Below are 14,674 nucleotides of genomic sequence, written 5' to 3'. Positions count from 1 at the left end.
AAACACCTGTCTCAAGATTCATTAAATAGACTGTTAAATCGGTTGATTTACATATAGTCTGCAAACTTTTTAGATGAAAAAAATCCAAATGGTTGACCTTAAAGGTCAATATAGCGACATTAAAGATGAAGTAAACAATTCCATTCAAGATGTTATTGAAACCACGACCTTCATCAATGGCCCCAAGGTTCATGAATTTCAAAAAAATCTAGAAACCTATCTCAATGTCAAACACGTTATCCCTTGTGCCAACGGTACCGATGCCCTACAAATTGCCATGATGGGTCTAGGCTTGAAGCCGGGCGATGAAGTTATCACCGCCGATTTTACGTTTGCTGCAACAGTAGAGGTTATTGCTTTATTGCAATTAACACCTGTTTTAGTGGATGTTAATCCCGACGATTTCAATATCAATATAGAAGCTCTTGAACGCGCTATTACTTCTAAAACAAAAGCTATTGTTCCGGTACACTTATTTGGTCAATGTGCCCATATGGAAGCCATCATGAAAATAGCAGAAAAACACAATTTATTTGTTATTGAAGATAATGCCCAGGCTATTGGTGCTCATTACACCTATAAAGACGGCTCTAAAGCAAAAGCAGGTACTATCGGGCATGTAGGGGCAACCTCTTTCTTTCCATCCAAAAATTTAGGATGCTATGGGGATGGTGGTGCCATCTTTACAAATGATGATGCTTTGGCGCATCGTATAAGGGGCATTGTGAACCACGGCATGTACGAACGTTACCATCATGATGTAGTTGGCGTAAATTCGCGTCTGGATAGTATTCAAGCCGCAGTTTTAGACATTAAACTTCAACGTTTAGACGCATATAATGCAGCCAGAAAAGCGGCAGCAGACAAATATGACCAAGCTTTTAAAGGCATTAAGAACATAGAAATCCCTTTTAGAAACGGCACTGAAGATAGTCACGTATTCCATCAATATACTTTGCAAGTAAAACATATGGATAGAGATGCCCTTGTTAAGCATTTAAATGAAAACGATATTCCTTGCGGTGTGTATTACCCTATTCCACTTCACAGGCAAAAAGCCTATTTAGACGAAAGGTATAAAGAAACCGATTTTAAAGTAACAAATCAATTGGTAAAAGAAGTGATTTCACTACCGATGCATACAGAGCTAGAAGACGATCAAATAGAATACATAACATCAACAATTATAAATTTTATAAATGGATAAAATATTAGTTACTGGCGGCTTAGGCTTTATAGGCTCGCATACGGTTGTAGAATTACAAAGCAAGGGTTATGAGGTGGTTATTATCGACGATTTATCAAACTCATCAGTAAGCGTATTGGATGGCATTACAGCCATTACGGGGAAAAAACCTGTTTTCGAAAAACTGGATTTAAAAGACAAAGCAGGAGTTGAGGCCTTTTTCGCAAAACATAGCGATGTAAAAGGCGTGATCCATTTTGCTGCAAGCAAAGCGGTTGGAGAAAGCGTGCAAGAACCTTTATTGTATTACGAAAACAATATTTCAACTTTAATTTATATCCTTAAAGAATTAAAAAAACTGCCATCTGCAGCATTTATCTTTAGTTCGTCCTGTACAGTATATGGACAAGCAGACGAGTTGCCTATAACCGAAAATGCACCAATAAAAGAAGCAGAATCACCTTATGGAAACACAAAGCAAATAGGAGAAGAAATTATTAGAGACACCTGTAAAGTTTCTTCAAATATAAAAGCAATTGCTTTACGTTACTTTAACCCTGTTGGAGCACACGAATCTGTAGAAATAGGAGAGCTCCCTATTGGAGTGCCTCAAAACTTAGTGCCTTTTATCACACAAACAGGTATCGGGCTACGTAAAGAGCTCTCTGTTTTTGGAGATGATTATCCTACTCCAGATGGTACTTGTATTCGTGACTACATTCATGTAGTCGATTTAGCCAAAGCCCATGTAGTGGCTTTAGGTCGTTTGCTTGAGAATACCAACAAAACCAATTACGAAACTTTTAATTTAGGTACAGGAACAGGTAGTTCGGTATTAGAGGTCGTAAAATCTTTTGAAAAAGTATCTGGAAAGAAATTAAATTATAAAATTGTAGGCAGACGTGAGGGCGATATCATCTCGGCCTATGCCGACACTAATAAAGCTAATAATGAATTAGGTTGGAAAACAAAACTTAGCCTAGATGATGCGATGCGTTCTGCATGGCAATGGGAACAAAAAGTAAGAGCCAATACAAAATAAGAGGCATTAAAGAGCATCTCTTTTAAAGCAAAAAAGGTTGCTAAAATAAAATTAGCAACCTTTTTAATTCCCTATACGTTCTTCTTCCTAAAACTAACAATTAGTAAAATAATCATACCTGTTGTTACCGATAGGTCGGCCATATTAAAAATACCCGTACGGAACATACCACCCAAATCGATATGCCAAAAATCTGTAACAGAGCCATACACGATGCGATCGTAAACATTGGCAACACCCCCGCCAATAATACTTGAAAATGCAAATAAAGAAGCATTATCTAGGGTTTTATCTTTAAATATATAACGCAGCACAAATGCCAAAACCACCATAGGCAAAATAAGCAACAAGATAAGCCTTAGCGTTGGGTTTAAGTCGCTTCCCATACCCAAAAAAGCACCTGCATTCTCTACATTATGGAGTGTAAAATAATCGCCTACAATCTCAGACTGACTGCCTGGAGCAACATTAAGACGTATCCAGATTTTCGAAATTTGGTCTATCGCAATAGTAATAACAATCACTAATAAAATATAAACCGTCCGTTTTGATACTTTCATTTACTTATCGGTTTCAAAAGTTGCGGAAGCAGTTTGAGCCTCTCTATTGATTTTCTTTACTAAGCCCTGTAAAACATTTCCTGGCCCCACTTCTGTAAACAATGTAGCACCATCTGTAATCATTTGCTGTACCGACTGTGTCCAGCGTACAGGAGCTGTGAGCTGCGAAATTAAATTAGACTTTATAACATCCTCATCACTAACAGCACTTGCACTTACATTTTGATAAATGGGGCAATTCGGTTTACTGAATTTCGTATTTTCAATGGCTGCAGCCAATTCTTCTCGAGCAGGCTCCATTAAAGGAGAATGGAACGCGCCACCCACAGGCAAAACCAATGCTCTACGAGCCCCCGCCTCCTTTAAGGCTTCACAGGCTTTGTTTATGGCTTCAACCTCCCCTGAAATTACCAACTGTCCTGGACAGTTATAATTAGCAGCCACAACAACCCCTTCAATTGTTGCACATATCTTTTCAACAATAGCATCTTCTAGACCTAAAACAGCAGCCATAGTACTAGGTTGTAGCTCACAAGCCTTTTGCATGGCCAAAGCACGTTGAGATACCAATTTCAAACCATCTTCAAAATTCAAGGCGCCATTAGCAACCAAAGCAGAAAACTCACCTAATGAATGTCCGGCAACCATATGAGGATTAAACTTATCTCCTAAAACATGAGCCAAAATAACCGAATGTAAAAAAACTGCAGGTTGCGTCACTTTAGTTTCCTTAAGGGCTTCGGCAGAACCTTCAAACATAATATCCGTGATATTGAAACCAAGTATTTTATTGGCTTTTTCAAATAATTCTTGCGCTAAAGGGGAATTCTCATAAAGGTCTAAACCCATTCCTGAAAATTGAGCGCCTTGCCCCGGAAAGATGTATGCATTCATATCAATAATTTTTTCGTGCTGCAAAAATAGGAATTATAAATTTAGCTGTTATCTATGGTTTTAATAATTTTAGCAGGGTTTCCTGCAATCAACACATCATCTGGAAAACTTTTGGTCACTACAGACCCTGCTCCTACCACAACATTGTTTCCTAGCGTTACACCTGGACAAATGGTACTATTCCCACCAATCCAAACATTATCACCAATTACAATAGGCTTTGCTAATTCAACACCACTATTGCGAACCTTATGTTCTAAGGGGTGCGTTGCTGTATAAATTTGCACATGGGGAGCCAACATAACATTATGACCTATAGTAACTGTAGAAACATCTAAAATGCAACAATTAAAATTGGCGTAAAAGTTGTTTCCTACCTTTATATTATAACCATAATCGCAAAAAAAAGGCGGCTCAATATATAGGTTATCACCAGCATTACATACAAGTTGGCGCATAGCATTATCGCGCGTCTCTAAGTCTTCTACACTTGTTGTGTTAATTTTATGCAATAACAATCTCGCTTTAGTGCGGTCTTTAACTAGTGTTTTATCTGCTGGACGATACAGTTGACCTGCAATCATTTTTTCTTTCTCAGTCATTTACGTACTATGAATTAATTTTTAAAATCATTTATTAAAATTAAAAACACCAATTAACATGCGCTATTTAAAATGGCAATTTAAATTTGAAACACATAACTTTTATAAATATCTTGTTATTGTTTTTTATTTATCACTCATTTTCAGTACCTTACAAAACATGAGCGATGAAAATAAAAATAAATACGCAACCATTTTAACCCAATCCATTTCTTATTTAGAGAATCGTGGTTATAAAAACATCAAAGCAAACCTTAAAGGTTATACAACTCCAAAATCGTATGCAAAAGTAGGTAGCGACATTACTATTACACCAGATATTGTTGCAGAAAAGGAAGGAAGAAAACATTATTTCGAATTAAGCCTTAAGTCTAAAAAGACAAACCTACTCAAATCCAAATGGTTATTTTTAAATACCTTAACGGCTTTAAAATCGCATCGATTTCGAATTATAACTACGCGTGGCCATTTTCAATTTACCCATAATATCCTTGAAGATATTCATCTCAATAATAAAAAATTAATAATTGTATAATTTTTTTGTAACATTTCTGTAACATCTTACGTATAACTACTGAACAACAATATTCACTATCAAATTCACAGAAGAACTTTAGATGAGACAGCTTAAAATTACGAAGCAGGTTACCAATAGAGAAACCGCTTCGTTAGACAAATATCTGCAAGAAATTGGAAAAGTTGACTTAATTACCGCAGACGAAGAAGTAGAATTAGCACAACGTATTAAAGCTGGCGATCAATTAGCTTTGGAGAAGTTGACTAAAGCAAATTTACGTTTCGTTGTATCTGTAGCTAAGCAATACCAAAACCAAGGCTTAACACTGCCAGATTTAATTAACGAAGGTAATTTAGGATTGATTAAGGCTGCACAACGTTTTGATGAAACACGTGGTTTTAAATTCATTTCTTATGCCGTTTGGTGGATTCGCCAATCGATATTACAGGCTTTGGCAGAACAATCCCGTATTGTACGTTTGCCATTGAACAAAATTGGATCCATAAACAAAATCAACAAAACGTTTGCTTTTCTTGAGCAAAGTCATGAGCGCCCACCTTCTGCAGAAGAAATTGCAAAAGAATTGGACATGACGATTAACGATGTGAAAGAATCCATGAAAAATTCTGGACGCCACGTAAGCATGGATGCGCCTTTAGTTGAGGGTGAAGATTCAAACTTATATGATGTACTGAACAGTGGCGAGTCTCCAAACCCTGATAGAGAATTATTGCATGAATCTTTACGTACCGAAATAGAACGCGCTTTAGAAACATTAACACCTCGTGAAGCTGATGTTATCCGCCTTTATTTTGGATTAGGAAACCAACACCCTATGACATTAGAAGAAATTGGAGAAACTTTTGATTTAACTCGCGAACGTGTTCGTCAAATTAAGGAAAAAGCTATCAGAAGATTAAAACATACTTCTAGAAGTAAAATTTTAAAAACATATTTAGGTTAATTTATAACACAATTAACCTCGAGCAGCGCTATACCATTCCTTATCTGTTCGAGTTTTAGTAAATAAGAGTCTCTAGTATAAACACATTAGAGACTCTTTTAAAATAATGGCACTCCTGTCTATAACTTTCATCAGCATACAAAAACAGAACAATTATCTTTACCATATGGCCCACATGTTTTCCGTGAACAATACAGGGTAGCCAAAACTATAGCTATTGGGACCGAAGACTTATAATACTTTGGTCATAAATATTAAAGGTTATTATTAAATTTAATAAAAAGCAGCCTATTCAAAAAAAAATTGCCTTTATTTCATTGAAAGGCCTAATAAATCAAGGCCTATTCGTATTATTAAAGATTTAATACTCCGTTTTCAGTTCCTGCATATTCATTCCAGGCATAAGCATCTGCAGCTTCATCATTTACATAATTCCCATCAATAACATACTTAAACTCATAAGAGTTTCCTATTTCTAAATCGATAGCACCTTTAAAGCTCCCGTTTTTTAATTTTTTAAGAGGTGCTTTACTGGTATTCCAATCATTAAAACAACCAACAACGGATACTGCTTTTGCGTCTTTGGCAGGCACAGAAAAGGTTACTTTACAAATGGGCTTGCTTTTCAAATATTGCTTTGTAATTGCCATAATTTTATTTTTTGTTGTTATTTTATGCAAAAATATGAAACAACCCTCTATTTACCAGTACCTCAACCTCCTTTAAAACAAATAATTATGAATTTAATAAAATAAAAACACTTTAGCTCTTAAGTATACAAATTAGAACAATAATAGTTGCTGTATTAGCAGTAAAAAACAGCTTCCTTATTGATTATGAGAGGTTTTAAATTCAACAGATATTGTTTTCAAAAAGATTATATATCATTTAAAATATTTAACTTTACAATCCTTTATTACAATAAATATGTTCAAAAAAAAGAAACCAGTCCCTAAAATAGATAAAGATCAGTTAGAATTATTCCAAAATGCCCAAAAGCGCATTGCACAGAAAAAACGACTATACATACATTTTGTTTTATTTCTAATTGGATCATTGTTTTTCATAATGCTCAATTTAGGTCTTGATTTTGGAAAAAACATCAGACCTTTTGAAGTAGATTGGTTTGTTTATGCCATACTCATTTGGCTCTTTTTTCTATTGTACCACATCTTCAATGTATTTATTACCCACAATTTTATGGGGAAGGCTTGGGAACAAAAGCAGCTGGATAAATTAATGGCCAAGCAACAAGAGCGGATTGACAAACTTGAGCAGGAGCTTATTACAAATGAAAAAAAAACTCCAGAAACAAAACCTCTTAACGTCTCTCAAAAACAAAAAAAACAAAGACTCACCATTATTGTAGCTGCCGCAGAAAACAATGCTATTGGCAAAGACAATATGTTAATTTGGCATTTAAGCGACGACTTAAAGCGCTTTAAAAATCTTACGAACGGCCATCATATTATAATGGGAAGAAAAACTTTTGAAAGCTTCCCAAAACCCCTACCTAACCGAACCCATGTGGTCGTTACAAGACAACCAAATTACAAAGTACCTGAAGGTGTAATTGTAGTAAATAGCTTAGAAGATGCTATGGATGCTTCAAAGAAAGACCCACAGCCCTTTATAATTGGTGGAGGCGAAATATACAAGCAAACCATGCCCTTAACAGATATTATAGAACTAACCCGGGTGCATGAAGTTTTTGAAGCGGATGCTTTTTTTCCAGAAATTGATGATTCCCTATGGAAAGAAGAAAAAAATACGCGGCATACTAAGGATGAAAACCACGCCTACGACTTTTCGTTTATTACGTATATTAGACGATAATTTACAAGGCGTTTTTTATAAAAGACTCTAAAATATTAGAACGAGAAATTAATAAGATATTATGCTTATATCATTCACACAGAAGGTGTAAAAAAACTTTTAAAGCAACTCCTTACTAAAAAACAAACATAATTGATGCCCTACATGCCAAATCGTGCTAATTCAACCTCATGGTAAAAGATATTCAACTTCGTATTTCTATTGAAGAAGAAACCATTGCTGATATTTTACTTATTAAAGCTGCGCAAGCTTTAAGTATTAATAGAAAAAATATCACAGGCATAAAAGTACTTAGAAAGTCTATTGATGCTAGAAAGCCAACAATCATTTTCAATTACAAAATAGCCGTTTATATTAAAGAACCATTGCCTAAGGTATCCGAATATCAATTTGATTATAAGGACGTTTCTAACAGCAAGTCTATTCATATTATTGGTTTTGGACCAGCAGGCATGTATGCTGCTTTACGTTGTATAGAACTCGGTTTCAAGCCTATTGTATTAGAACGTGGTAAAAATGTTAAGGACAGACGGCGCGATTTAAAAGCAATCAATCGGGATCATTTTGTAAATGAAGACTCCAACTATTGCTTTGGTGAAGGAGGAGCTGGCACCTATAGTGATGGTAAGTTATATACGCGAAGCTTAAAACGAGGAGATGTTCGCAGAATATTTGAAAACCTTGTGTTTCATGGAGCTACCGACCAAATTTTAGTAGATGCACACCCCCATATTGGCACAAACAAGCTTCCAAAGGTGGTTCAAAATGTTCGAGAAACAATTTTAAATTTTGGAGGTGAAATCCATTTTGAAACTCGGGTTGTCGATTTTGTTATCAGAAATAAAAAAATCCAATCCATTCAATTTCAAAACGGAAAGGAAATGACTGTAAAAAACGTCATTTTAGCCACAGGTCATTCTGCTCGAGATATTTTTTATTTGCTTCACAAAAAGCAAATTGCTTTAGAGGCTAAATCGTTTGCTATGGGTGTTCGTGTAGAACATCCCCAGCAAATTATTGATAGTATTCAATACCATTGCCCAGGCGAGCGCCATGAACTACTGCCTCCTGCATCCTACAGTCTGGTTCAACAGGTAAACAACCGTGGCGTATACTCATTTTGTATGTGCCCAGGTGGGTTTATTGTACCAGCAGCCACTGATAATGGTGAAGTAGTAGTAAACGGTATGTCGCCCTCTAAACGAAACAATTTATTCGCCAATTCTGGTATTGTAGTAGAAATCAATGTAGATGTAGATTTGCAAAAATATGATCACTTTGGAGTTTTAAAAGGTCTTGAATACCAAAAAGACTTAGAGAAGCTAGCTTTTACAGCAGGAGGAAGAAGCCAAGCTGCTCCAGCACAACGCTTAACCGATTTTGTAGAAGGAAAACTATCTGGTGATTTAAACCCAAGCTCCTATCAACCGGGATTAAATTCTGCACCATTACACTCCTTATTGCCAAAGTTAATAGGCAGCAGATTGAGAAAGGGCTTTGAAGTCTTTGGTCAAAAAATGAAAGGATATTACACATCTGAAGCTAATATTATTGGTGTAGAATCCAGAACCTCATCTCCCGTCTGTATCCCTAGAAACGAGCAATTGGCACACCCTCAAGTCTCTAATTTGTTTCCTTGTGGTGAAGGTGGTGGCTATGCTGGCGGCATTGTTTCTGCAGCTATGGATGGGGAACGTTGTGCAGAAGCAGCCTCTCAAAATTCATGATTTTAATTTAAAATAAAAAGTACTTGGCTAAAAAATAATTTCTGTTACAAGCTTTATTAAATCTCATTTTTAATAAGCAACATATTAGCTTTTTAAAGCTTGTAATTTTGTAAATTGCATGAGCATTTAACAGATGGTTTATTAATATGGTCACATTAAAGCAATTAGCAAAAGAACTTAACGTTTCAATCTCAACCGTTTCCAAAGCTTTAAATAATAGTGAAGAAATTGGCAAAGATACCGCCAAGCGCGTAAAAGAACTTGCACATCTTTACAACTACAAGCCCAACAAAGTGGCTCTAAGTTTAAAACAGAATAAAACTAAAACCATTGGTGTTATTATACCTAATATTCTTAATTACTTTTTGGCAAAGGTCTTGTTCGGCATTGAAAGAGAAGCAACCTTGCAGGGTTATAATATTATAACCTGTGTTTCCAACGAATCATTAGAAAAAGAAAAAGAGAGCTTACAGCTTCTTGCCAATGGAAGCGTAGATGGCTTTATATTATCTGTGGCCAAAGAAACGCAGATGAAACGAGAAACAGAACACTTCAATAAAACGATACGCAATGGTCTGCCCATTGTTATGTTTGACAGGGTTGCACATGATGTGATGTGCGACAAAGTTATTGTAGATGATTTCGAATCGACCTATAATGCTACCAAACGATTGTTAGCAGAAAAAAGAAAACATATCGTTTTTATAACTACAGTAGATAATGTAAGTGTTGGCAAGCTTCGTGAAAGAGGCTACAACAAAGCCATTTCGGAAACCACCACACACACGCCACTGGTATTGAAAATAAATACTAGAAACAATACTTCCAAAAAAGTAAAGTCGTTTTTAATGAAACACAAAACCATCGATGGTGTAGTTGCCGCAGATAGTGCTTCTGGAATTATAAGTATTAATACCGCTGTAAACATTGGTCTAAAAGTACCAGAAGACATATCGGTTATTGGTTTTGGCAGCAAGTCGGTCTCCTACCACTCTATCCCGCAACTTACCACCATACGCCAACATGCAAAAAAAATAGGATCTGCAGCCGCCCAACAACTCATAAAGCGATTGGAATTAAAAAAAGGAGCCTCCCTGGAAACCTCTACTAAAATTATCAAAACGAGCTTAATAAAAAGCAAGTCTACCTTATAAATTCAAAACGTTAATTATTAACTTTACAAACAATAAAATGCCTGAATTCAGGCATTTATCATTTTAAAACCTCACTTAATCGCAAGTTTCAAGCAATTAATCGAAGATATTTTGTCTAAAACCTCATTGTCATAAATTTGATGTTCTTAAGGAATTATTTAAAAACTTCCCTCTTTTTTCTTAAGTAAATTAATCCATTTTTGACACTTTAGTCAATATTCCCTCAACCATATATAATTTAATAAAGAATTAGTACGTGTGTTTTCGCGTATTCCATTTTAAGATTAATAATCCATTTTCCCTCTACTAAAACCCTGTAAAGCAGGATTTTATACCGTTTCCGTTATTCGCATTAACAGAGAATAAAATGATATAACCTTAAAATTGAATTCCTATGAAATTTTTAAAAATAGCAGTCATTGTAACTACAATACTAAGCACTTTAACATCTTGCACAAAAGAGGAGCTAAAAGAAGATGATGTACTAACAACATATACCACGAGTGGCGGAAAGGATGTGAGATAGTAATAAAAAACTTATAATTTGCTTAGCCAATATGTGGCGATAATGGCTTTTTTATTTCTAAATTTGGAAAGCTATTTTTTCATAAAAAATGAATTTTAAAATTAAAATTTTATTGATATTACTAATGCTTTCAAGTTTATCCTGGGCACAATTATCATTAAAGGAACAAAAAGACAGCATTTCATTTTATATTTCGCAAACACAAAAAAAAAACATACAAACTGCTTTAAAAATAAAATATGCACGAAAAGCACAAGACCTATCCTTAAAAACGGGAGTTAAGGCTTTAATAGTAAAAAGTAATATCAATTTAGCGGAAATTTATTTAGACGCAGGACTTAACACCGATTTTTTAAAAGTAAGCAAACGCAACTTACAACTTACAGAAAAAATAAAAGACACAGTCTCAACCGCTTTTATAAGCAGGGAGTTGGGTTTTTATTACTATCAAAAGGTAACGGATAGTGCCTTTTACTATTTTAATAAATCTAAAAAATTATATTGGGCATTAAAAGACGAGTTCAACACAGCCGTTTTACTACTAGACATTGCCATTACACAAAAAAATGAAAAAGATTTTACAGGTAGTGAAATCAGTTCGGTGGAAGGAATTTCTTTATTAGAATCCCTAAAGAGCAATGATGAAGTAAGAAAAAAAAAAGCATTTCATTATAATAATCTAGGTTTAGTTTTTGACCAATTAGAACAGTATGACGACGCTATATTGTACCATAAAAAAATGTATGACATTATTAGCGGACTAAAAGGCGACAACCAATGGCTATTAGATGTTTCAAGCAACAATTTAGGGCTTGTATACATCCACTCAGGACAATACGATTTAGCATTAAAAAAATTTAAAGATATTTTGTCTCGAAAAGGTTTAGCTGAAAACGACCCAGAATTCTACATTCTGGTACTCGATAATTACGCCCATACCCTGCATCTTTCTAAACAACATGCACAACTGCCCTCCCTTTATCTAGAAGCATTGTCTATAGCAAACCAATTCGACTCTATAGCCTACCCCACTATAGCCATACATCATCATCTTGCAGAGTACTATCATGAATACAAACAACAAGACTCTGCAAAATATTATGCTTATAAAGCAAAAGAAATTTCAAAAAAATATCATAATGACGATTTATTAAGGTCTTTGTTATTACTTTCTCAAATTGAAGTGGACAGTATTGCTGTAAAACACTATAAAGCCTACATAAAGCTAAATGATAGTCTTCAAATGAACGAACGCAAAATTCGCAATAAGTTTACACGAATTCAGTTTGAAACCAACCAAATAGAAGAAAGAAACGCACAAATTGAAAGGGAAAAGCTATGGCTCACCATACTTTCTGGCATTCTGTTGATTACCGTTGTGCTTATATATGTTATAGTTACACAACGCACAAAAAACAAAGAACTAAAGCTTATCCAGCACCAACAAGTCGCTAATGAAGAAATCTACAACTTAATGCTATCACAACAAGGTAGAATTGAGGAAGCACGTACCATTGAGAAAAAACGCATTTCTCAAGAGCTGCATGATGGCGTTTTAGGACGCCTGTTTGGAACACGCTTAAGTTTAGACAGTCTCAACATGGCATCATCTGTTGAAGCGATCAAAACAAGAGGGCATTATATAGACGAACTCCAGACCATAGAACAAGATATACGAAAAGTTTCCCATGAACTGAACACCGACTTCATATCTGGTTCAGGTTTTATAGACATTATAAAAACCCTTGTAAACACTCAAACAAAAGTTTTTAATATTAATTACAGCCTTACTTATGATGAAACTATAAGTTGGGACTCTATTTCCAACAAAACCAAAATACACATTTACAGGCTTATACAAGAAGCATTACATAATATTTATAAGCATGCAAAAGCAAGCTTGATTCAAATTAGCTTTAAATTAAATAATGATGTAATTTGCTTAATTATTTCAGATAACGGCGTGGGGTTTTCCTCGGAAAAACAAAAAAAAGGAATTGGAATTAAAAATATGTATTCCAGAATTGATGAAATAGAAGGCAAATTGGATATCAAATCAGAAAAAAACAAAGGCACTACAATAAGAATTAATATCCCTACTTAAAAACATATTATGTCAATACATATTAAAATATTGATGATTGATGATCACCCTATGATCATTGAAGGCTACCAAAATACATTGCTTTTTTCTAAAAAAGAGAATCAAAAACTAAAAATAGACATTGCCAACAATTGTGATGAAGCCATGTTTCATATGGAAAAGTCCGTTCAAGACCAACATCCTTATGACATTTTATTCATGGACATTAGTTTGCCCCCATCAAAAAATGGAGCCATGACATCGGGAGAAGACCTAGCAGAGCACGCCCGAAAAATTTTACCGCAAGCTAAAATCATTATCCTTACCATGTTTAATGAACCCTTTAGAGTTCATAATATTATTAAAACAATAAATCCGGAAGGATTTCTAATTAAAAGCGACCTCACGTCAAACGAATTAGCTAGCGCTTTTCAAGCTGTTCTTAACAATCCACCATTTTATAGTGGCACCGTAAACAGTTTTATTAGAAAAATCGTTACTAACGACATCATTATTGATGACAAAAACAGAAAAATACTCCACTTATTATCTCAAGGTATTAAAACCAAAAACCTTGGAGAGCACTTGGACATATCGCTAAGTGCGATAGAGAAAAGAAAAAAGTATCTTAGAGAAGTTTTTGAGGTGTATGACGGGCAAGATGAAACACTCTTAAAAAAAGCAAAAAAAGAAGGTTTTGTTTAACCTTATTGTTATATCTATCATCAAAAGTTTACAAAAAAATTAAAAAACACACTCCTTAAAACATAGGAATATCCGCTATAGCTACAAAGTTCTATTTTTCACAATATTGATGTGGGTTTCCCACAGCTAAAAGACATTTCTTATCATTATATTTGTAATATCAACAGTTTAAAAATTAATTAATCCCTCAATTTTTTGTTGATACTAGCAATTTACTTAGCCCCATGGACCTGAGAGACCCACGGGGCTTCTTCTTTCTTAAAAGATGCGTTAGATCTATTAAAAAAAACAAGTTTATGGTAAGTTTTAACCGTTGTGGCAATAATATCAAAAAACTAGAAGCCAACATCCTTATAGTATTCAAATAAAATCGTATTTTTCGGTTTCAGTTTTAAACCATGAAACAAATTTGTATTTTCATCTTAATAACCATGCTTAGTTCTTGTGAGTACTTTAAGGTAAAAAAAACATCTTCCGAGACTATTTTAAATGAGGAGCTCCAAACCTTTAAGTGGAATGAAGTAGACACGTATCCTACTTTTTCAACTTGCGATTCTGTCTCTTCAAAACTTGAAAAAGACCATTGTTTTGAAACAATTTTAACCCATCATATTCACAGTTATTTATTAAATGAGACCATTATTGTAAGCCAAGATATTGATGACACTATTATATTAGACTTTCAAGTTTCCAAAGATGGTACCTTAACATTATTAAACTCGAAGATAGACTCTGTAACGCTACAAGAAATTCCCAATATTAAATCATTATTAAGGTCAAGTTTAGACTCACTACCCGAAGTGTTTCCTGCCATTAAACGCGGGCAACACGTAAACACGCAATTTAAACTCCCCATAATTATTAAAGTTAACTAAGCG

The 14,674-nt window shown here is 34.6% G+C and carries 14 protein-coding genes; 10 read left to right on the top strand and 4 right to left on the bottom strand.

From position 1 onward, the window contains the following. Window positions 1-73: 73 nt before the first annotated feature. Window positions 74-1,207: a DegT/DnrJ/EryC1/StrS family aminotransferase gene (locus tag ACFFU9_RS06005; protein WP_379860491.1), complete on the top strand. Its 1,134-nt coding sequence runs from the start codon at window positions 74-76 to the stop codon at window positions 1,205-1,207. Further along, entirely contained in the window at window positions 1,200-2,228 is a 1,029-nt protein-coding gene (gene galE, locus ACFFU9_RS06000; protein WP_379860490.1) for a UDP-glucose 4-epimerase GalE, read from the top strand. The genes ACFFU9_RS06005 and galE overlap by 8 nt, the downstream gene beginning before the upstream one ends. A 71-nt stretch (window positions 2,229-2,299) precedes the next feature. Here galE and lspA read toward each other — a convergent pair whose 3' ends face one another. Genes lspA through ACFFU9_RS05985 form a run of 3 tightly spaced genes read right to left on the bottom strand, consistent with a single transcriptional unit; the run spans window position 2,300 to window position 4,284 of the window. After that, window positions 2,300-2,788, bottom strand: coding sequence for a signal peptidase II (lspA, locus tag ACFFU9_RS05995; RefSeq protein WP_379860489.1), 489 nt, complete (start codon window positions 2,786-2,788; stop codon window positions 2,300-2,302). Next, complete coding sequence (fabD, locus tag ACFFU9_RS05990) at window positions 2,789-3,682, bottom strand: ACP S-malonyltransferase (protein ID WP_379860488.1); 894 nt, start codon at window positions 3,680-3,682, stop codon at window positions 2,789-2,791. It abuts the gene before it with no gap. Window positions 3,683-3,723: 41 nt separating this feature from the next. Continuing rightward, complete coding sequence (locus ACFFU9_RS05985; RefSeq protein WP_379860487.1) at window positions 3,724-4,284, bottom strand: sugar O-acetyltransferase; 561 nt, start codon at window positions 4,282-4,284, stop codon at window positions 3,724-3,726. Between the two features lie 58 nt (window positions 4,285-4,342). Here ACFFU9_RS05985 and ACFFU9_RS05980 point away from each other — a divergent pair, with 58 nt between their 5' ends. Together ACFFU9_RS05980 and ACFFU9_RS05975 are read left to right on the top strand one after the other, a co-directional pair. Then, window positions 4,343-4,819 carry a hypothetical protein gene (locus ACFFU9_RS05980; protein WP_379860486.1) on the top strand — a complete coding sequence of 159 codons (477 nt, stop codon included), beginning with the start codon at window positions 4,343-4,345 and terminating at the stop codon, window positions 4,817-4,819. An 82-nt stretch (window positions 4,820-4,901) separates the two neighbouring features. Then, on the top strand, window positions 4,902-5,765 hold the full coding sequence (locus tag ACFFU9_RS05975; protein ID WP_072402889.1) for a sigma-70 family RNA polymerase sigma factor: 864 nt from the start codon (window positions 4,902-4,904) through the stop codon (window positions 5,763-5,765). Window positions 5,766-6,118: 353 nt separating this feature from the next. Here ACFFU9_RS05975 and ACFFU9_RS05970 read toward each other — a convergent pair whose 3' ends face one another. Continuing rightward, entirely contained in the window at window positions 6,119-6,415 is a 297-nt protein-coding gene (locus tag ACFFU9_RS05970) for an isoamylase early set domain-containing protein (RefSeq protein WP_379860485.1), read from the bottom strand. Between the two features lie 277 nt (window positions 6,416-6,692). Here ACFFU9_RS05970 and ACFFU9_RS05965 point away from each other — a divergent pair, with 277 nt between their 5' ends. The 6 genes from ACFFU9_RS05965 to ACFFU9_RS05940 all read left to right on the top strand — a co-directional run bounded on the left by ACFFU9_RS05965 (window position 6,693) and on the right by ACFFU9_RS05940 (window position 14,671). After that, on the top strand, window positions 6,693-7,601 hold the full coding sequence (locus ACFFU9_RS05965; RefSeq protein ID WP_379860484.1) for a dihydrofolate reductase: 909 nt from the start codon (window positions 6,693-6,695) through the stop codon (window positions 7,599-7,601). Window positions 7,602-7,771: 170 nt separating this feature from the next. Then, a complete protein-coding gene (locus ACFFU9_RS05960) occupies window positions 7,772-9,328 on the top strand; it encodes an NAD(P)/FAD-dependent oxidoreductase (protein ID WP_379860483.1) in 1,557 nt (518 codons plus the stop codon). Between the two features lie 146 nt (window positions 9,329-9,474). Continuing rightward, window positions 9,475-10,482, top strand: a complete 1,008-nt coding sequence (locus ACFFU9_RS05955; RefSeq protein ID WP_379860482.1) for a LacI family DNA-binding transcriptional regulator — start codon at window positions 9,475-9,477, stop codon at window positions 10,480-10,482. 614 nt (window positions 10,483-11,096) lie between these two features. Next, entirely contained in the window at window positions 11,097-13,112 is a 2,016-nt protein-coding gene (locus ACFFU9_RS05950; protein WP_379860481.1) for a tetratricopeptide repeat-containing sensor histidine kinase, read from the top strand. A 9-nt stretch (window positions 13,113-13,121) separates the two neighbouring features. Further along, entirely contained in the window at window positions 13,122-13,796 is a 675-nt protein-coding gene (locus ACFFU9_RS05945; protein WP_379860480.1) for a response regulator, read from the top strand. Between the two features lie 398 nt (window positions 13,797-14,194). Further along, on the top strand, window positions 14,195-14,671 hold the full coding sequence (locus tag ACFFU9_RS05940; protein ID WP_379860479.1) for a hypothetical protein: 477 nt from the start codon (window positions 14,195-14,197) through the stop codon (window positions 14,669-14,671). Window positions 14,672-14,674 lie beyond the last annotated feature (3 nt).

Origin of the sequence: Mariniflexile ostreae (assembly GCF_042427585.1) — a bacterium.
Classification (GTDB): Bacteria; Bacteroidota; Bacteroidia; order Flavobacteriales; family Flavobacteriaceae; genus Pseudalgibacter; species Pseudalgibacter ostreae.
This window is presented reverse-complemented; position numbering and strand designations above follow the sequence as displayed.